Source organism: Acerihabitans sp. TG2 (assembly GCF_035013185.1).
Classification (GTDB): Bacteria; Pseudomonadota; Gammaproteobacteria; order Enterobacterales; family Enterobacteriaceae; genus Acerihabitans.
In genome coordinates, this window is record NZ_JAYGJO010000001.1 from 328739 (window position 1) to 349406 (window position 20668).

Here is a 20668-nt window from a genome sequence, read left to right on the forward strand (position 1 = left end):
CTGCCCGCAGAATGTCACTTGTTGGGTTTCCATTGAATATGAAATAGTATCACTGGATAATGCCCATGCGCTCCACTAGAGTGTAGCCGTATCTTGACGCCATGAGATCAAGAACGAGTCGACCTGCCGGAGAAAAAAAATGGTATCGCTGAGTACAGAAGCCACACTGGTCCACGAAGCCCTGGTGGCGCGTGGCCTTGAAACGCCGCTGCGTGGTGTGGTGCTGGATCGGGAAACCCGTAAGCGCCGTATCGCGGAACATATGACCGAAATTATGAACTTGCTCAACCTCGATTTAAGCGACGATAGCCTGGCCGAGACGCCTCATCGCATCGCTAAAATGTACGTTGACGAAATATTTTCTGGTCTGGATTACCATAATTTTCCTAAAATCACCGTTATCCAAAATAAAATGAAGGTGGATGAAATGGTGACAGTGCGTGAGATCACCCTTACCAGTACCTGCGAACACCATTTCGTTATTATCGACGGCAAAGCCACCGTGGCCTATATCCCCAAAGAGAAGGTCATTGGCTTATCAAAAATCAATCGCATCGTACAATTTTTTGCCCAACGGCCCCAAGTTCAGGAGCGTTTGACCCAGCAAATTCTGGTCGCGCTGCAAACCCTGCTGGGTACCGTCAACGTGGCGGTATGTATTGATGCCGTGCATTATTGCGTTAAGGCCCGCGGCGTTCGCGATGCCACCAGCGCCACCACTACCACGTCGCTGGGAGGGCTGTTTAAGTCTAGTCAAAATACCCGCCAGGAATTTTTACGTGCTGTACGTCATAGCCATGGCTAAACAGGCGCTAACCGACAGCATCATACCCGGCGCTCGGCGCCGTTAGACGGAGCACAGGCATGCGCGAGCGCATCGTGATGTTGGACTGCGCGCGGGGGATGGCGATTTTCGGCATCCTGCTGATGAATATCACCGCATTTGGCCTGCCCAAGGCGGCCTACCTCAACCCGGCCTTTATGGGCGAGCCTAGCGTTGCCGACGCCTTGTCCTGGGCGCTAATGGACTTGCTGGCACAAGTGAAATTCCTGACCTTGTTTGCGTTACTGTTTGGCGCCGGCTTGCAGATGCTCATTCCCCGGGGTGGGGTTTGGATCCGTTCCCGACTGCTTTGGCTGATGGTCATAGGTCTGATTCATGGCATATTTTTTTGGGATGGCGATATCCTGTTCGACTACGGGCTGGTGGGCCTGGTGTGTCTTGGTCTGATTCTGCACGCCAAGGACTCCCGTAGCCTGATTCATACCGGCATCGCGCTCTATGTGGTTGGGCTGGTCATCCTGTTGCTGATGCAATGGCTATTGGCGAGTGGCACTCCCGGGCGGTATTGGTTACCCAGTCTGGCGGACCGTATTTATGAATACTATTGGCAGACGACCGGGGGTCCACAAGCCTGGCGAATGCGTGTGGATCTACTGCAGTCGGGATTGTTCTCTTTAGCGGCGCAGTACGGCTGGTTGCTGTGCGGCGCGATGCTTATCGGTGCCGGGCTGATGCGTTCAGGCTGGCTGGCGGGCACCCGATCTTCGGCCCATTACCGAAAAATGTCCATCATACTGATTGGCGTGGGGCTGATAGTGAATCTGCCAAGCGTCGTGGTACAGTGGCTCATTGGTTGGAATTACCACTGGTGTGCCTTTCTTTTGCAAATTCCGCGTGAATTGGGGGCTCCTTTCCAGGCGCTGGGATATGTAGCACTTTGCTATGGATTCTGGCCGACGCTGGCACCCTTGCGTATCACTCGTTATATCAGTAACGTTGGGCGTATGGCACTGAGCAACTATCTACTGCAAACCTTAATCTGTACCCTGTTGTTCAATCAGTCTGGCCTGTTTATGGCCTATGATCGTACCTCGCTACTGTTGTTTGTCCCGCCAATCTGGCTTGCGAATATTCTGTTCTCCTCCCTTTGGTTGCGGCGATTTCGCCAGGGTCCCATGGAATGGTTGTGGCGTCGTTTAACCGCGATGACCGCCGGAGTGGTTTGATGTCAACCGCGGGCGTGACAGACGATGCCAGGTTTACTGTTTTCGGCACGGCACCCCCGTGACGGCAGCATTCTGTTGCACAGTTAAGAATGACTTAAGTATCACCAAGCTTAAGGTTAGGTTAAGTAAATCGTGGTTTAATAAAATGATTTTTCCAATGAGTTAATACCGAATGCCAGTTAAATTTTTTAAGACGTTGCCACGCCCATCGGTCAATCCCTGGTTGTTTAATATCATCGTTGCGCTGTTGATCACGGTTGTTCAGAACGTGGTTTATTTCCGCAAAATTTTGCAATTAGTGGATGTTTCCACTAGCCATAACCTGCTGTTTGTCGCTAGCATGCCGGTGACCCTTTTGGTCGGGCTGAATTTGATATTCAGCCTGATATTGCTGCCTTATATTCGCAAACCCATCGTGATTTTTTTGTTCACTATCGATGCCTTTGCGCAATATTTTATGCAGGCTTACGGGGTATTGATCGATCGCGACATGATCCAAAACGCCCTGGATACTACCACCGCAGAAACCCTGGCGTTGGTCACACCACAACTGGGCTGGTACCTGATCATCAGTGCTCTGCTGCCGTCGTTGCTGATACTGTGGATCAAAGTCAAACCGGCCAATCTCACCTGGCAAAATGCCGGTTACCATGTGCTCAATATCCTGGTGTCGCTGTTGATGATCGTGCTGATAGCCACCTTCTTTTACAAAGATTATGCGTCGTTGATGAGAAACAACCAGCAGTTGATCAAAAACCTGGTCCCCATCAATATGTTTACCGGCAGTTACTCTTATTATAAACATAACTATAAGACCAAACGGGTGTTCACCCCCCTCGGTCTGGACGCGCATGAAAACACGTCGGCTCATGATGACGGTAAAAAAAATCTGATTATTCTGGTGGTTGGGGAAACCACCCGGGCGCAGAATTTTGCTCTAGGCGGCTATAACAAGCCCACAACCCCACGCCTGGCGGCAGATAATGTGATTTACTTCCCGCAAACCACCTCCTGTGGCACGGCGACAGCCGTGTCGGTGCCGTGTATGTTTTCCAATATGCCCCGCAGTCACTATGATGGCGACATTGCTGTCAGTGAGGACAACGTACTGGATCTGTTGCAACGGGCCAATGTTGATGTGCTATGGCGGGAAAATGACGGCGGTTGTAAAGGTGTCTGCAGCCGAGTGCCCACCGAGGAACTCAGCGAGTGGCACTTGCCGGCATTGTGCTCATCGGGGGTTTGCCTGGATGAGGCGCTGCTGCGAAATCTCGATAGTTATATCGATGCGCGTACCCATGATACGGTGATCGTGTTACACACCATGGGCAGCCACGGTCCAACCTATTATCAGCGTTACCCTAAAAGTTTGGCGACCTTTAGCCCAACTTGCGATAGTAACGAAATACAGAATTGCTCAAATCAGTCGTTGGTGAACACCTATGACAATACGATTGTCTACATAGACTATATGCTTGATAAGACCATTAAGATGCTGCAAGCGCACAGTGACAAATTTAATACCGCCCTGGTCTATCTTTCCGATCATGGTGAATCACTTGGCGAAAATGGCCTCTATTTGCACGGCATGCCCTATCCCGTTGCGCCGGTGCAGCAAACTCACATACCCATGGTCATGTGGCTTTCGCCGGACTATATCAAGGCCCATGGCGTGAGTGAGGATTGTATAAAGGCGCGGGCGGGACGCCTGCCGTATTCACAAGATAATCTCTTCTCAACCCTGTTAGGGCTGTTTAATGTTGACACAAAATTGTATCAACCAGAACTTGATATTGTTCATCCTTGCCGGAATCCGCAGCAATGAAAATACTCATCACAGAAGACGATAAATTACTTCAGGAGGGTTTACAGCTGGCATTAGCGCAGGAGGGGTATGCTGCCGACTGCGCGGCTAATCTTCATCAGGCGGACAATTTTATCAACAGCACCGACTACAGCCTGGTGATCCTCGATCTCGGTTTGCCGGATGGAGACGGCAATACGTTGCTCAATAAGTGGCGTAAAAACGGCAATGATGTTCCGGTATTGATCCTTACCGCCCGCGACGATATTGCGGAGCGGGTACGCGGCCTCAATCTGGGCGCTGACGACTATCTGACCAAACCTTTTGCGTTGACCGAACTACTGGCTCGGGTGCGGGCGATTATTCGTCGCCATCAGGGGGCCAGTAATAACTTGATCTGGGCGGACAATATTTCCCTGGATCTCAACAGCCATGAAGTGACGGTGGATGGCAAGATAATCGAACTCACGCCAAAAGAATTCGCGATTCTGTCCCGGTTGATGTTGCGGGCAGGGCACCGTATTCATCGTGAAATATTACATCAGGATCTGTATAACTGGGAAGATGACCCCTCGTCGAATTCGCTGGAGGTTCATGTGCACAATCTACGGCAAAAAATCGGCAAGGATCGCATTCGTACCCTACGCGGTTTTGGGTATTTGATCACCAAAGAAAGAACCGAGTAACCATGAAAGCCAAGACTTCCGGTCCTTTGATCAGCATTCGCTGGCGCCTTATTGTGGTGCTGGGCATTATTTTGCTGTGCTGCCAGTTTATTACTGTGATCTGGCTATGGCATGAGAGCAAGGAGCAAATTGACCTGCTGGTCAACCGCACGTTGGCGGAAAGTGTTCGCAACGAAGAAGTCAACCAGGAGATCAGCGAAGCTATCGCCGCGCTGAGCGTGCCGGCACTGATGATGATTATCGTCACGCTGTTTTTCTGTTTCCAGGCGGTAAACTGGATCACCCTGCCGCTATCACGCTTACAGAACGCGTTGCGCGCCCGAGGTGCCGAAAATTTCGAGCCGTTGCCGGAACTGGGTAATATCCAGGAAGTTATTGCAGTCACCCGCAGCCTAAACCAGTTATTAACCCGCCTGAACAGCACATTGCAACAAGACCGGCAGTTTACCTCCGACGTGGCCCATGAGCTGCGTACCCCACTGGCGGGCATCCGCCTGCACCTGGAACTACAGGAAAAACAATACGGTACCAATAACCAGCCGTTGATCGAGCGCGTGGATAACATGACATTTACGGTGGAACAACTGCTGATGCTGGCGCGTATTCGCCATGATTTCTCCTCTGGCCATTACCAGGAAGTGAAGCTGACCCAGGACGTGATCCTGCCGCTGCGCGAGGAACTGGTGCAAATGGTTATTCCACGCCAACAAACGCTACGCTGGCATCTGCCAACCGAGGATATCCTGATTCACGGCAATGCGGTGCTGATACGTCTGCTGCTGCGCAATTTGGTGGAAAATGCTCACCGCTATAGTCCCGCCGGCAGCGCAATTGATGTGCAGCTGCTGCGCGACGAAGAGCACGGCATTCTGCTGCAGGTGCTTGATGAAGGACCGGGGATCCCCCCGGACAAGGCGGTTGACTTAACCAAGGCATTTGTGCGGATGGATCAACGCTATAACGGTATTGGCCTGGGGTTGAGTATCGTCACCCGCATTGCACAACTGCATAATAGCCAATTTGAGTTGGTTAACCGTGCAGATCGCTCTGGTACTATTGCTCGTCTCCTGTTGGGCAATGGCGAGCAGGGCGAAGGTGCGTGAAGTAAGGTACGCGAAATAAGGTACGCGAAATAAGGTGCGTGAAATAATGATACCCGTCATAACACTCTTTCCTTAACTGGTCACAACAGAGTTTAACGATTTCGCTCGGTTTGGTAAGCGTTAACTCAATCATATTGTGTTTAATACTGCAATAATAAACATAACCCCCATGATTATAGAGTTAAGAAAATATACAGTTCTCTTTATCAATCACCCTAATTCTTTTCCTATGTAACCGCTTCCGGTCCTGTGAGCTAATTCACGCCGCACCGGGGCCAAACCGGTTAGGATAGCACCAGATGTTTCAAATATGTTATGCACCCAGTCCATGGTCTCGGCAACGCAGATCTACGTGTGTACGAGTGGTGTTAACAGTGTGCGATACGTCCGATACCCGCAGGCCAAGTCAGGCCCGCGCTGGGGGGCTATTACGTTGAACAGGGGACGAGATGATCACGATACGAGATGTGGCGCGGTTGGCTGGAGTGTCGGTGGCAACCGTATCACGAGTCTTAAATGACAGTGCCATTGCCAGCAAGGAAGCGCGCGACCGCGTCAATCTGGCGGTGCAGACGCTGGGATATCGCCCCAACGCCAATGCCCAGGCATTAGCCACCCAGATCAGCGATACCATCGGTGTGGTGGTGATGGATGTTTCTGACCCTTTTTTCGGCGCACTGGTCAAAGCGGTAGACACGGTGGCCCAGCGGCACAAAAAAAACGTGCTGATCAGCAATAGTTACCATCAGGCCGACCAGGAGCGCCATGCTATCGAGGTATTGATCCGCCAGCGCTGTAGCGCGCTGGTGGTGCATTCGAAAATTCTCTGCGATGAGGAGATGATACCGTTCATGGATCGCGAACCGGGCATGGTACTGATCAACCGGATTCTACCGGGTTACGAGCACCGCTGCATCGGGTTAGACAATATCAGTGGCGCGCTGATGGCCACCCGAACCTTGATTAAACAGGGACATCGGCAGATAGGTTATATCGGTTCCAATCATCCGATCGACGACGAACGGCAGCGGCGCCAAGGATATTTGCAGGCTATGGCAGAAATTGGCATCGTGCCGCCGCAAAACTGGCAGGCGTTTAATTCGCCTGATTTACGTGGCGGTGAAGAGGCAATGGTGGAACTCTTGGGGCGTAATCAGCACCTGTCGGCACTGTTTATTTATAATGACGGCATGGCGGTGGGGGCGCTGGCCACCCTCAAGGAAAACGGTATATCGGTACCGAGGGAATTTTCCGTTGTGGGTTTTGACGACCTGCCCATCTCCCGTTACACCAGCCCGAGTCTTACAACGGTGCGCTATCCTATTTTTGTTATGGCCGTCGCTGCGACCGAATTGGCGCTACTGGGGAGCGCGGGTCCGCTTGATCAACGGCAAACCCACGTATTTATGCCAACGCTGGTGCGTCGCCATTCGGTGGCGGCCTGGAAAACTGTGGGCGGGGTCTCTTTGCCATTCACCGATCAGATGTAACCGTTTTCAAAGTGTGAGAATATTCACAGATTATTAACAATGATACCTTTATGCTAACGTTGTTTTCCCTCCGGTACATTATTGTATTCGGCTCGGGTTAAAAATTATTAATTCCTGGCATTGTTTTTTTGTAAGTCGGCTTTGCCGGTGACCTTTGTAAAGGGAATAGTATTCCGCCAGGGAAGGGATTTGTTTGCCTTAGAGTAATCCTACATAAATTCCGGAGAAACAAATGAATAAGAAATCATTTACCCTAACTGCTCTGGCCGCCGGCTTTCTATTTTCCATTGCCGCCCATGCTGCCGATACACGCATCGGGGTAACCATTTATAAATACGACGATAACTTTATGTCGATGCTACGTAAATCGATTGAAAGAGATGCCAAGGAAAGCAAAGGCGTCAAATTGTTGATGAATGATTCACAAAATAGCCAGTCCACCCAGAATGATCAAGTTGACGTGTTGATTGCAAAAGGGGTAAAAGCCCTAGCGATTAACCTGGTCGACCCCGCATCCGCGCCGACGATAATCGAAAAAGCCCGTAGCAACAATATTCCGGTGGTCTTTTTCAATAAAGAACCCAGCACTAAAGACTTAGACAGCTATGACAAAGCCTATTATGTCGGTACCGACTCCAAAGAGTCCGGTATTATCCAGGGCGAGCTGATCGCCAAACATTGGCGAGCCCATCCTGAATGGGACCTGAATAAAGACGGTGTGATCCAGTATGTGTTACTGAAAGGCGAACCGGGGCATCCCGATGCCGAGGCCCGGACCACCTACGTGATAAAAACCTTGGAAGGCAAAGAAAATATTAAGGTTGAGCAACTGCAGATGGATACCGCCATGTGGGATACCGCCCAAGCCAAGGATAAAACCGATGCATGGTTCTCAGGCCCCAATGCCAATAAAATTGAAGTAGTGATCGCCAATAATGACGCTATGGCCATGGGCGCGGTGGAAGCATTAAAAGCCCATAATAAAACGGCGATCCCGGTGTTTGGTGTTGATGCCTTGCCTGAAGCCCTGGCAATGATTAAATCCGGCGCCATGGCCGGCACGGTGTTAAACGATGCCGACAACCAGGCTAAGGCCACCTTTGATTTGGCGAAAAACCTGGCTGCGGGCAAACCCGCGGCAGAGGGTACCAAGTGGAAACTGGTGAATAAAGTGGTGCGCATACCTTATGTTGGCGTCGATAAAGATAATTTGTCGCAGTTTACCAAGAAATAATTCTTACTCCCCCTACGGGTCTCATCCCTTAGGGGGATTTTATCTGCCTTATCCTAGCCGGGTATAACTATGGCCGACATTACGACCGAACAACCGCGCGAGTGGTTACTGGAAATGAACAATATCAGTAAATCATTTCCTGGTGTCAAAGCATTGGATAATGTGAACTTAAAAGTTCACGCCCATTCCGTCCATGCGTTAATGGGGGAAAACGGTGCGGGAAAATCCACATTATTAAAATGCTTGTTTGGTATCTATAATAAAGATTCCGGTAGTATTATTTTTCAGGGACAAGAAGTTAATTTTAAAAACTCCAAGGAAGCGCTGGAACATGGTGTATCCATGGTGCACCAGGAACTGAATCTGGTGTTGCAGCGTACGGTAATGGATAACATGTGGCTGGGCCGTTATCCTTTAAAAGGTTTTTTTGTCGATCATAAAAAAATGTATACCGATACCAAAGCGATATTTGACGAACTGGATATTAACATTGATCCTTACGACAAAGTCTCTACGCTTTCTGTTTCGCAAATGCAAATGGTCGAAATTGCCAAGGCATTCTCGTATAACGCCAAGATCGTGATTATGGACGAACCCACATCGTCTTTAACCGAACGGGAAGTTAACCATCTGTTCAGTATCATCCGCAAGCTGAAAGCGCGCGGCTGTGGCATTGTCTACATTTCTCATAAGTTGGAAGAAATCTTCCAGCTGTGCGATGAAATTACTATCCTGCGTGACGGTCAATGGATTGCCACCCAACAGGTGGAGGGTCTGACCATGGATCAGATTATCTCCATGATGGTGGGGCGTTCCTTAAGCCAGCGATTCCCTGATCGCCAAGGTGAACCTGGTGAGGTGATCCTGGAAGTCAAAAATTTGACTTCACTGCGCCAGCCGTCGATCCGTAATATTTCTTTTGATTTACGCAAAGGAGAAATCCTGGGTATTGCTGGACTGGTGGGCGCCAGGCGTACCGATATTGTCGAAACCCTGTTTGGTATTCGGGAAAAGGTCACCGGTACTATCATGCTGCACGGTAAACTTATCAAGAACAATAGCGCTAACGAAGCGATCAATAACGGTTTTGCCCTGGTTACCGAGGAGCGCCGCACCACTGGCATTTATGCTTATCTGGATGTGGGATTTAACTCACTGATCGCCAATATCCGCAACTATAAAAATAAAATAGGATTGCTGGATAATTCACGTATGAAGAGCGATATACAATGGGTCATCGATTCCATGCGGGTAAAAACGCCTGGGCATCAAACCAATATTGGTTCGTTATCCGGTGGTAATCAGCAAAAAGTCATTATCGGGCGTTGGTTGTTAACCCAACCAGAAATATTGCTGCTGGATGAACCCACGCGCGGAATAGATGTTGGTGCTAAGTTTGAAATTTACCAATTAATTACCGAACTGGCTAAACGCGGTAAGGGCATAATTATTATTTCGTCCGAGATGCCGGAGTTACTGGGAATAACCGACCGGATATTGGTCATGAGTAATGGTCTGATGGCGGGAATTGTCGAAACCAAACAGACATCGCAAAACGAAATTTTACGTCTTTCTTCCGTGCATCTTTAATTTTTAAGGGTTCTTATTATGAATGCATTAAATAAGAAAAGCCTGCTCACTTATTTAAAAGAGGGCGGCATTTATGTGGTGCTTTTTGTCTTGTTGGCGATTATTATTTTTCAAGATACGACTTTTTTAAGTTTGATAAATTTAAGTAACATCCTGACTCAATCCTCGGTGCGTATTATCATCGCGCTGGGTGTGGCCGGGTTGATTGTTACCCAGGGTACCGACCTGTCGGCAGGACGCCAGGTTGGGTTGGCCGCCGTGGTCTCGGCGACCCTGTTGCAGTCTATGGATAACGTTAATAAAGTTTTTCCTGATATGCAAACGTTGCCGATCCCGGTAGTCATCCTGATAGTGTGTGTCATCGGTGCCTTTATCGGTTTAATTAACGGCGTGGTGATTGCTTATCTGAATGTGACCCCGTTTATTACCACCCTGGGCACGATGATTATTGTCTATGGTGTTAACTCTTTGTATTACGATATGGTTGGCTCGTCGCCGGTGGCCGGTTTTGATGCGCATTTCTCGACGTTTACTCAGGGATTTTTGCGTTTTGGTGATTTTAAACTTTCCTATATCACCTTTTACGCGATATTTGCCATTCTACTTGTTTGGGTCATTTGGACCAAGACCCGTTTTGGCAAAAACATTTTTGCCATCGGTGGCAACCCGGAAGCCGCTAAAGTCTCTGGGGTTAATGTGCCATTAAACCTGATTATGATTTATGCCTTGTCCGGGGTTTTCTACGCCTTTGGCGGTTTACTGGAAGCCGGGCGAATCGGTAGCGCCACCAATAACCTGGGTTTTATGTATGAACTGGACGCCATCGCGGCCTGCGTGGTGGGGGGTGTCTCTTTCGCCGGTGGCGTTGGCACCGTGGCCGGGGTGGTCACCGGGGTCATTATCTTTACCGTGATCAACTACGGCCTGACCTACATCGGCGTCAATCCTTACTGGCAGTATATTATCAAGGGTTCAATTATTATCTTTGCGGTGGCGCTGGACTCTTTAAAATACGCCAAGAAAAAATAAGGGAAATTTCGTGTGTGGCTAGGGGCTATCCCTTTCGCATTAGCGCATATCCTGCAACAGATCCTGCTGGTCAGTGTCGATTTTTGGCTGGATTTCCAATAGTTGATCTGGCGATACGGCAGGATACCCCTGGGTACCTTGCGGTACTTCGTAACGAATGGGAATAGAAACCTGTGGTCCTAAAAAGCGCGGTTCGCGTTTCATGATGTAGAGGTCAGACAGCATGGCAAGTCGTGCGGCAACTTCCCGCAACCGTACCGTAAACATATTTTTCGGAGAGGGTACCGCATAGCACTGTGCCTGAATGCCCATATGCATGGCGATAAAAAGTGCCCGTTCACAGTGAAAACGCTGGGTGATAATCGTAAAGTCGTTGGTATCGAAGACTTTGCGGGTGCGGATGATGGAATCCAGAGTACGAAACCCGGCGTAATCGAGCACGATGTCGCCGGCGGGCATGCCATGGGCAATCAGATCGCGCCGCATGGTAACCGGTTCATTATAACTTTGCAGCGCATTGTCGCCGCTTAACAGCAAATAGGAGGCCTTGCCGCTGTTATAGACGTTCAGTGCGCCCTGGATCCGGTAGAGGTAATATTCGTTTATGACCCCGGTACGGTAATATTTGGCGGTACCCAGCACCACGCCCACCTGTCGATGGGGCAGTTGCTGTATATCCTCATAAATGTACGGAGCGGTTTTCCAACTGATCCATCGGTCAAGGCCGATCGCTGAAAAAAACAAAACGCCCGCGATAATGATCAGACAATATATCAGGCGCTTCCACATGCCGTCTGCCTTACCCTGTCTTGCCGCAATCTCATACGCCCAAGGCTACTTTACCTATCGGGCACAAGCAAGGCGCGAGCTCAACGAATCATGACTATATCCCAAATAATTCAGGTCGCTGCAAGCCGGCAACCCAAGCCATGCCGGCTAAACCTCAGGTAATGGCAGGGATGCGCCATGGTGCAAGCAGCTTAAAACGGCGTGCGGCGATAGCTACGGTAACCGGGATGCCAGAAATTATGCTCGATGGCAATGGACAACACCTGCTCCGGCGTCACCATGGCCACACCGGCGATCTGCGCCGCTTTACCCACGGCCATAGCAATCACCTTTGACACCCCCTGGATATCATTGATATCCGGCAACAGCCCGCCTTCGGCACTGTTCACTAGCGGCGAGCAGTCCGCCAGCGTACGGCTGGCGGCAATCAACATGCTTTCGGTAACCCGTTTAGCGCCGCTGGCCAGCACCCCCAGGCCAATGCCCGGAAAGATATAGGCGTTATTGCATTGAGCTATAGGGTAGACTTTATGCTTAAGTTTTACCGGAGCGAACGGGCTACCGGTAGCCACCAGTGCCGCGCCGTCGGTCCAGGTGATAATATCCTCTGGCGTGGCTTCTACCCGAGATGTCGGGTTGGACAAAGGCATCACGATAGGGCGCGGACAGTGGCTATGCATTTCGCGGATGATTTGTTGCGTAAACAGACCCGGCTGGCCAGACACGCCGATCAGCACCGTGGGTTTGGCATTGCGTACCACGTCCAGCAATGAAATGGTATCGCTCGACAGATGCCAATGTGCTATCTCGTCGCTGTGTTGCACCAGCGGAAGCTGAAAATCCAACAGGTTAGCCAGTTTATCGGTCAGTAGTCCGAAGCGATCCACCATCAACACGTGAGATCGGGCTTCATCTTCGCTCAATCCTTCCGTGCGCATCTCGGCCACAATTTGTTCGGCAATCCCACAACCGGCGGAGCCGGCGCCAAGAAAAACCACGGTTTGATCGCGCAGACGACGACCGGCGGCATGGCTGGCGGCCAGCAGGCAACCGAGCGTAACGGCGGCGGTCCCCTGGATATCGTCATTGAAACAGCACAGTTCATCGCGATAACGATTAAGCAATGGCGTGGCGTTTTTTTGGGCAAAATCTTCAAATTGCAGCAGCACATCTGGCCAGCGACGTTTTACCGCCTGGATGAAGCTATCCACAAATTCCGTATATTCTCCGTCGGTGATCCGTGGATGCCGCCACCCCATATACAGCGGGTCTTTAAGGCGCTGAGGGTTATTGGTGCCGACATCCAGCACTACCGGCAGCGTGTAGGCGGGGCTAATACCGCCGCAGGCGGTATACAGCGACAGCTTACCGATGGGAATGCCCATGCCACCAATGCCCTGATCGCCAAGCCCCAAAATCCGCTCGCCGTCGGTAACCACGATCACCTTGACGTTTTGCTTGGTGGCATTTTGCAGCATGTCGTCAATTTTATCCCGGTTGCCATAGGAGATAAACAGGCCGCGAGCACGACGATAAATATCGGAAAAGTGTTCGCAGGCCTCTCCTACTGTCGGCGTATAAATAATCGGCAGCATCTCGCTCAGATGGCCGTCAAGCAGGCAGTAGAACAGGGTTTCATTGGTATCTTGGATATTACGCAGGTAAATATGCTTGTCGATATCATTGCTAAAATCCTGGTACTGTCGCCACGCACGCTCGGTCTGTTCTTCAATAGTTTCAATCGCTTCAGGCAATAAGCCGTGCAAATTAAAATTGTCGCGTTCTTCCTGGGTAAAGGCGCTGCCTTTGTTCAACAGCGGAAATTCCAATAGCACCGGACCCGCGTGGGGAATGTAAAGTGGACGTTTGTATTCGTATTCCAATTCCATGTATTTCACCAAACTACATAATTATTAGTTGCCTAAATGATAAAATATTGCGACGCAGGATGCATGATTTCATTAGTAACTTGTTATTTTTGTAATTAATAAAAGCAGTCATGGCGCTGAGACAAACTGCGCGGCGGGCCGCAACATTATGAATGGGATGGCGATTGCTCAAGGATTTTTAACGTCAGCGCGGCGGCTGAGGTTCGGTTATCCACCGCAAGTTTGCGAAATATCTGCTCCAAATGCTTATTCACCGTACGCGGGCTTAACGACAAAATCTGACCGATTTCCCGATTGGTTTTACCCTTGGCTATCCAGGATATGACTTCCGATTCGCGTTGGGTCAGCGGGAAGTTTTGCCGCAGCAGGGCGCAATCGTCGTGCTTTTTATCAATCTCCTCGAGGCGCAGCAGAAATTCTCCTTTATCCGTGGTTCTCATCAACAAGATCCGTAAGGGGAACGCAAGCGTAGACAAGTCCAACGCCTGGGTGCCGTTTGGGTGGCCGCGTAGCCAGGCCAGCAAACGATTCACCAGTGGCCGGCTCAGGGCGAACTCCTCATCGCAACAGTGCTTAAGCAGTTGGTAACACTGGGGCGTTGCCCAGAGTAATTTACCCTGAACGCTCAACGCAAAGGTCAATTGTCCTACGCAGTCCAGTGCGTTATAAGCACTCGAGGTTAACTGGGAATTATGCAAATGGGTGCGCATACGCGCCAGCAACTCCTCCAGGCGGATAGGCTTGATCACATAATCCACTACGCCAATATCAAAGGCGTTGACCACATCGCGGGTTTCGCTCAGCCCAGTCATAAAAATAATCGGCGTATGGCGCAGTGTTGGATTTTGCCGCAGCCGTTTACTGGTTTCAAAGCCATCAAGGCGGGGCATCATGGCATCCATCAAAATGATGTTTGGCACGATTTGCTGAGTGATGGCCAGTGCCTGGGCGCCCTCAAGCGCCACCAACACGGTAAACCCGGCGCTATCCAGGGTATCATTGAGCATACTGATGGTATTGATATCATCGTCAACAATCAGCACCGTCGGTTTTTCAGCGCATGACATGGTCTTTCTCCACAGTAGCGAGTTCCGTTATTACTGACTCAAAACGAAAACGGCTGGCCAATAAATCCAGACTTTCCGCCGTGCGCGGGTCCACTTTCCGTTGCTCAAGCAACTGTTGCAACCGCTCGCGAAACCCTTTGGCATAACCTAAGCGGGCCAGACCCATCAACTGTTGGTACTCATCCTGGCCGAGTACGCGGCAATCGGCCGCGACGGGTAGGCTGGCCACCGCCTCTTTTTCTCGCTGCCACTCCAGTTGTAGCAGGCTGCCGATATTATCCAACAGCACGGCCATACGGATGGGTTTGGTTTGAAAGCGAATCTCCCCACGTTGTTTAACTTGCCGCCATTTACCGGCATCCGCTTCCGCTGAAATCATCAGTACTGGCTGATGCCAGCCTTGTGCTCGTAGGCTATTAAGCAGTTCCCAGCCGTTCATCTCCGGCATTGCCACGTCCAGCAAAAACAAATCCGCCGCACACCACCGGTTCAGTTGTAGGCATTGCGCGGCGCTGTTGGCGCTTATCACCTCGAAACCCAGTGGCGTTAGCATATCGCTCATGAGTTGACGATGGACATCATCGTCGTCTACCACCATCAATCGCTTGCCCGGGCCACGGTAGCTGACGATCTTCCAGGGCACCACCGGTTGGTAACCGCTGTTATTCTGGCTTGATAGCATCAGACGTAAGCTAAATGTGCTGCCGGCCCCTGGGATGCTCTCGACCTGCAGATCACCCCCCATAACATAGGTGAGCAAACGTGTAATGGTCAGACCCAGGCCGGTGCCGCTGTGCGTGCCACTGTGCCGCACACGTTCAAACGGTCGAAAAATACTTTCCAAATGGTCGGTTTCAATGCCAACGCCGGTATCATGAATGGCAAAAAAGGCGACTTCGCTACGATAACTAAAATCGAGTGTCACGGTGCCATGATCGGTAAATTTGATGGCATTGGACAGCAAATTGATCAGGATTTGCCGTAACCGGTTTTCATCGGTGAGAACCACCTCGGGTAATAGCGGCGGTGGATTGTAGATAAACTTCAGGCCCTTATCCAAGGCTTGATGATGAAACATTTCCACCAATTGCTGCATTAATTCACCAATCCTGACTTCATCACGGTGAATCTCCATTTTGCCGGCTTCAATCTTGGAAATATCCAGCAGCCCTTCGATAAGATTGGCCAAGTGTTCGCCACTGCGCCGGATAACGCTCAGTCCTCGCCGACGTGGCTCGGGAATATCCTGTGCCTGTTCGAGCAGTTGGGCGTAACCGAGCATGGCATTGAGTGGCGTGCGCAGCTCATGGGTAATGCCGGTCAAATAGCGGCTTTTAGCCTGGTTCGCCTCATCGGCGATCTCCTTGGCTTTTTGTAACTGTTGGTCGGTGGCTTCGTGGGCGATGATTTCTTCTACCAGACGTTCGCTTTGCAAACGCAGTTCATCCTGAGCGACCTGGCGGCTCTTATTGGTCAGAATAAACAGCCAGGTGGTGATGCCGGTAACAATCAACAAAATAAAAAATACTTTCCATAGAGCAGCCGCCAGCAGGGGATAGTCGGCACCAAAGGTGTTACGCATCTGTACATACACCAGCATCAGCAGAATGCCGATAATGCTGCTAAATAACGACAGTATGCTGATAAAACTCCAAATTTTAGGATCGAATTTTTTCAGGTAACCCAATGATAGCCAGCCAAAAAACAGATACTGGATCTGCTGCGAATAATGGGCCGATGGTTTGCAGGCGTCATTGCAACGCACGTCCAGTGAGCAACATAACGAACAGATAGCGCCTTGGTAGAGCGGGCAATAACTCATCTCGGGTGGTTCAAAATGATGGCCGCAGACGCAACATTCGCTGGCCACCTGCTGGGTCTCCTGGCGGGCAAGATAGTATTTTCCCCCGGTGTACCAGGCTATCAAGGGGGAAAAAACAAACGTCAGTGCCAAAGAGAACAGCGAGGCGAATTCCTGCACAGTCAAGCCAAACCAGCCAAAATAGGCGGCCAGACCTAACGCCATTGACAATAACATCGAACCCATACCGACTGGATTGATGTCATACAGGTAGGCCCGACGAAATTCGATACCCGGTGGGCTAAAACCGAGGCGTTTGTTTACTACCAGATCGGCGACCACGGTGCCGATCCAGGCGGTCGCCGCCACCGCATAAATACCGAGGATATCTTCAAATACATGATAAACCCCTAACTCCATCAGCAATAACGCAATGCCAACGTTGAAAAACAACCATACCACCCGGCCTGGATGGCGGTGGGTCAGGCGCAAAAAGAAGTTTGACCAGGCAATGGAGCCGGCATAAGCGTTAGCCACATTGATTTTCAACTGCGACATCACCACAAAAATACCGGTTAGGGCGAACAGCCAGGTAGAGGAATGGGTGACATAACTGAAAGCCACCAGATACATATGGGTCGGTTCACTGGCCAAGTCCACACCGAGGCCATAACGAAAAGCCAACACTGCCAGAAACGAACCTAGCATGATTTTTAATCCGCCCATTAGAATCCAGCCCGGCCCGGCGGCGATCACGCTCGACCACCAAATCCAGGGTTTATCCGGCTGGCGCTTCGGCAGAAAACGAATTTGATCCACCTGCTCACCAACCTGGGCCACCAGGGACAGCAGCACCGAGCATACGGCACCCAAACGTAGCAGATCAACATGTCCGGGCTGGTGGGGGGCAAGCAGACCGGGGAAAACAATCCAGGCATGAAACGTGGTGCTGTCGCGCAGCAGGATCAGCACAAATGGTGTGATCTGCAGTATCAGCCATGCAACCTGAGTAAGTTGCTGGAAGCGAGAAATAAAGGTAAATCCGTAGGTTACCAACGGAATCACCACCAGCGAACTGAGCAGATAACCGATATGCAATGGCATGCCGAACAACATATCTAACGCCATGGCCATAATGGTGGCTTCCAGGGCGAAAAAAATAAAGGTGAACGAGGCGTAAATCAGCGACGTGACGGTGGAACCGATATAACCAAAGCCTGCGCCGCGGGTTAATAAATCGATATCCAACCCATACCGGGCGGCGTAGATACTGATCGGTAACGCCATCAGAAAGATGATCGTGCCAACCAGCAATACCGCTATCGACACATAATAAAAACCATAGGTCAACGTCAAAGCTCCACCCATTGCCTCTAGAGCCAAGAACGTAATGGCGCTGATGGCGGTGACCACTACCTTGCCTGAACTCCAACGTCGTGCGGAATGAGGCGTGAACCGTAGGGCGTAATCCTCCAGAGTTTGGTTGGTGACCCATTGATTATATTGACGTCTGGCCTTAAAGGCTTTCTGTTGCGCAGTCATGCTTTTTCCCGTGGTTTGACATGCCACGTCCCCAGCCGATCTCTGGGCTAGGCCGCGAGGCTCTGGTGAAACTAAGCAAAACGCGCGCCAACGCGCGTGGGTAACGCAAAATAACCCATGGTTGATTAGGGCAAGCCCTCGAACAGGTGGTTTCTACCCCGGTTTCATGGACTTGTTTCCACCGAGAAAGGTCGCGCACGGGTCATGATTGTGCCGGTTTGGGCGGCCGGCGCCAATACGTTAAATGACGTAGTCACTGCGCCTATTGGCCCATTGTCGCCGCCCCCCCGCCGAACGCAAGATGGTGACGTTTTCTACACCAGACGGCCATTCATCAGGGGATACCTATTATGCTTATGCAACATCAAACAGCGACCGACGGCACGGATGCGCGCAACGCTGGATACCATGGCAGGAAAGTCGTTATACGACGTTTTTTACCTACCCGGTTGCTCGCCGGTATTTTACTGGCGTGCGCCGGCCATTTTACGCCGGCGCTGGCGGCCGAACCGGCCACCGCCGCAGTGAATACCACCGGCCTGGCTGTCACCGACACCACGGTGAAGGTCGGCATTCTGCACTCATCTACCGGTACCATGGCCATCAGTGAAACCGGATCGATCCAGGCGGAAAAACTGGCGATTGAACAAATCAATCAGGCCGGCGGCGTATTGGGCCGCAAGATTGACTATATCCAGGAAGACGGCGCCAGTGATTGGCCGACCTTTGCTGAAAAAGCCAAAAAATTGTTGGTGAGCGATAAAGTGGCGGCAATCTTTGGTGGCTGGACCTCAGCCTCGCGCAAAGCGATGCTACCGGTGCTGGAACAATATAACGGCATGCTCTATTACCCCACTTTTTATGAAGGACTCGAAGAGTCGCCTAATGTTATTTACACCGGCCAGGAAGCCACTCAGCAAATTATCGCGGGTATAGATTGGGTGGTTAAAAATAAACATGCGAAAACCTTTTATCTGCTCGGATCGGATTATATTTGGCCACGCACCGCGAATAAAATTGCACGCCATCATATTGAAAAATTGGGGCTAAAGGTCATAGGTGAAGATTATTACCCATTAGGTAATACCCAGTTCAACTCTGTGATTAATAAAATAAAACTGAAAAAACCGGATGTGATCTACGCCATTGTCGTGGGAGGATCCAATGTGGCTTTTTATAAACAGCTCAAAGCTGCCGGTATCGACATGACCAAGGAAAAACCCCTGTTGCTGACCATCTCGGTAACGGAAGATGAAATTCGCGGTATTGGCGGGGAAAATATCGTTGGTGCTTATGCCTCAATGAAGTATTTCCAAAGTATGGATAATCCGGCCAATAAAGCGTTTGTCGCGGCGTTTAAACAACGCTGGGGCAACGATATGGTCATCGGTGATGTGACTCAAGCGGCGTATCTCGGCCCCTGGTTATGGAAAGCGGCGGTGGAAAAAGCCGGTTCGTTTGATATCGACAAAATACGTGCCGCTTCGCCGGGCATTGAAATGAAAAATGCGCCGGAAGGTTATGTCAGAATTCACCCTAATCATCACCTCTGGTCGAAAACCGTGATTGGTCGCGCCAGAGCGGACGGGCAATATGACGTTATTTTCCAAACGCCGAATCTGATTGAACCCAACCCATTCCCGAAAGATTAAATCACTGTGCCCCCGTTATGTACCCGGGGGCAACGTTAACCAAAAGGGGACGATCATGTTTAGTGGCTACAGTCTCGCCGATTTGACCTCGATTCTTGTTATGCAGGGTTTTTCCGGACTCAGCCTGTTTTCGGTCTTTGTCCTTATGTCCTTGGGATTGGCGATTATTTTCGGCCAGATGGGGGTGATCAATATGGCCCATGGCGAATTTATGATTCTTGGCGCCTATGTGACCTGGCTCACCGAACATGCGGTACAAGATTATCTACCGTGGCTGTTCGACGGGTATTTTTTTATCGCTATCGTGCTGGCGTTTTTCTGCGCGGCGCTGTTAGGGATGGTGATCGAACGGATCTTGATTCGCCACCTTTATCATCGCCCACTGGATACCTTGCTGGCCACATGGGGATTGAGCCTGATCATGCAGCAGACCTACCGCACATTGTTCGGTCCGCGTGAAGTGGGGGTTGATCTGCCCGCATGGCTGATGGGGTCTTATCATTTTGGCGACAATATCGAAATTCCCATTAATGGCGTATTTGTCATGTTGTTGACGCTCATTATTACCGTCATGGTCGGTTACTTGATGTATCGCTCAGCCTGGGGCATCAAGGTGCGTGCGGTCGTGGTAAACCGGGCGATGGCGGGTGCGGTGGGTATCAATACAGCACAGGTAGATAACCGCACCTTCGCCCTGGGGTGCGGCATCGCCGGTATTGCCGGCAGCGCCTTCACCATGATCAGTTCCACCGGACCGACGGCGGGGCAGCAGTATATCGTTGATACTTTTCTGGTGGTGGTGTTTGGTGGCGCGCAAAGCCTGCTTGGCACCATAGCTTCGGCGTTTGCTATCTCCCAATCACAGTCAACGCTGGAGTTTTTCCTCAGCGGTTCCATGGCCAAGGTGCTCACCCTGCTCATCGTGGTGGTGATCTTGATGCTCCGCCCCCAAGGCCTGTTCGCTAGCCGTATTCGTCGTTAG

General features: G+C 50.8%; 15 protein-coding genes. 11 read left to right on the forward strand and 4 right to left on the reverse strand.

Features of this window, described 5'->3' with window-relative positions:
• Nucleotides 1-139: 139 nt before the first annotated feature.
• The 9 genes from folE to mglC all read left to right on the forward strand — a co-directional run bounded on the left by folE (nucleotide 140) and on the right by mglC (nucleotide 10946).
• Nucleotides 140-805 (forward strand): GTP cyclohydrolase I FolE, encoded by a 666-nt coding sequence (folE, locus tag SJI19_RS01465; RefSeq protein WP_323476467.1) that lies wholly within the window; start codon nucleotides 140-142, stop codon nucleotides 803-805.
• A gap of 59 nt (nucleotides 806-864) precedes the next feature.
• Entirely contained in the window at nucleotides 865-2010 is a 1146-nt protein-coding gene (gene yeiB, locus SJI19_RS01470) for a DUF418 domain-containing protein YeiB (RefSeq protein ID WP_323476468.1), read from the forward strand.
• A 172-nt stretch (nucleotides 2011-2182) separates the two neighbouring features.
• Entirely contained in the window at nucleotides 2183-3835 is a 1653-nt protein-coding gene (gene eptA / locus SJI19_RS01475; RefSeq protein WP_323476469.1) for a phosphoethanolamine transferase EptA, read from the forward strand.
• Nucleotides 3832-4500: a two-component system response regulator PmrA gene (gene pmrA / locus SJI19_RS01480; RefSeq protein WP_323476470.1), complete on the forward strand. Its 669-nt coding sequence runs from the start codon at nucleotides 3832-3834 to the stop codon at nucleotides 4498-4500. The genes eptA and pmrA overlap by 4 nt, the downstream gene beginning before the upstream one ends.
• 2 nt (nucleotides 4501-4502) lie before the next feature.
• Complete coding sequence (gene pmrB / locus SJI19_RS01485; protein ID WP_323476471.1) at nucleotides 4503-5603, forward strand: two-component system sensor histidine kinase PmrB; 1101 nt, start codon at nucleotides 4503-4505, stop codon at nucleotides 5601-5603.
• 449 nt (nucleotides 5604-6052) lie between these two features.
• Entirely contained in the window at nucleotides 6053-7093 is a 1041-nt protein-coding gene (galS, locus tag SJI19_RS01490) for an HTH-type transcriptional regulator GalS (protein WP_323476472.1), read from the forward strand.
• Nucleotides 7094-7325: 232 nt separating this feature from the next.
• Nucleotides 7326-8327 carry a galactose/glucose ABC transporter substrate-binding protein MglB gene (gene mglB / locus SJI19_RS01495; RefSeq protein WP_323476473.1) on the forward strand — a complete coding sequence of 334 codons (1002 nt, stop codon included), beginning with the start codon at nucleotides 7326-7328 and terminating at the stop codon, nucleotides 8325-8327.
• A gap of 69 nt (nucleotides 8328-8396) precedes the next feature.
• Nucleotides 8397-9917 (forward strand): galactose/methyl galactoside ABC transporter ATP-binding protein MglA, encoded by a 1521-nt coding sequence (mglA, locus tag SJI19_RS01500; protein ID WP_323476474.1) that lies wholly within the window; start codon nucleotides 8397-8399, stop codon nucleotides 9915-9917.
• 18 nt (nucleotides 9918-9935) lie between these two features.
• Entirely contained in the window at nucleotides 9936-10946 is a 1011-nt protein-coding gene (gene mglC / locus SJI19_RS01505; protein WP_323476475.1) for a galactose/methyl galactoside ABC transporter permease MglC, read from the forward strand.
• A gap of 39 nt (nucleotides 10947-10985) precedes the next feature.
• Here the strand turns inward: mglC and sanA are convergent, their stop codons facing one another.
• The 4 genes from sanA to SJI19_RS01525 all read right to left on the reverse strand — a co-directional run bounded on the left by sanA (nucleotide 10986) and on the right by SJI19_RS01525 (nucleotide 18034).
• On the reverse strand, nucleotides 10986-11735 hold the full coding sequence (sanA, locus tag SJI19_RS01510) for an outer membrane permeability protein SanA (protein ID WP_323476476.1): 750 nt from the start codon (nucleotides 11733-11735) through the stop codon (nucleotides 10986-10988).
• A gap of 191 nt (nucleotides 11736-11926) precedes the next feature.
• On the reverse strand, nucleotides 11927-13624 hold the full coding sequence (locus SJI19_RS01515) for an NAD-dependent malic enzyme (RefSeq protein WP_323476477.1): 1698 nt from the start codon (nucleotides 13622-13624) through the stop codon (nucleotides 11927-11929).
• Nucleotides 13625-13770: 146 nt separating this feature from the next.
• Nucleotides 13771-14691, reverse strand: coding sequence for a DNA-binding response regulator (locus tag SJI19_RS01520; protein ID WP_323476478.1), 921 nt, complete (start codon nucleotides 14689-14691; stop codon nucleotides 13771-13773).
• The gene (locus tag SJI19_RS01525) at nucleotides 14678-18034 is read right to left on the reverse strand and encodes an ATP-binding protein (RefSeq protein ID WP_323476479.1); all 3357 of its coding nucleotides are present in this window, start codon (nucleotides 18032-18034) and stop codon (nucleotides 14678-14680) included. The genes SJI19_RS01520 and SJI19_RS01525 overlap by 14 nt, the downstream gene beginning before the upstream one ends.
• A gap of 350 nt (nucleotides 18035-18384) precedes the next feature.
• Here SJI19_RS01525 and urtA point away from each other — a divergent pair, with 350 nt between their 5' ends.
• Both urtA and urtB read left to right on the forward strand, forming a co-directional pair.
• On the forward strand, nucleotides 18385-19686 hold the full coding sequence (gene urtA, locus SJI19_RS01530) for an urea ABC transporter substrate-binding protein (protein ID WP_323476480.1): 1302 nt from the start codon (nucleotides 18385-18387) through the stop codon (nucleotides 19684-19686).
• 55 nt (nucleotides 19687-19741) lie between these two features.
• Nucleotides 19742-20668 carry an urea ABC transporter permease subunit UrtB gene (gene urtB / locus SJI19_RS01535; RefSeq protein ID WP_323476481.1) on the forward strand — a complete coding sequence of 309 codons (927 nt, stop codon included), beginning with the start codon at nucleotides 19742-19744 and terminating at the stop codon, nucleotides 20666-20668.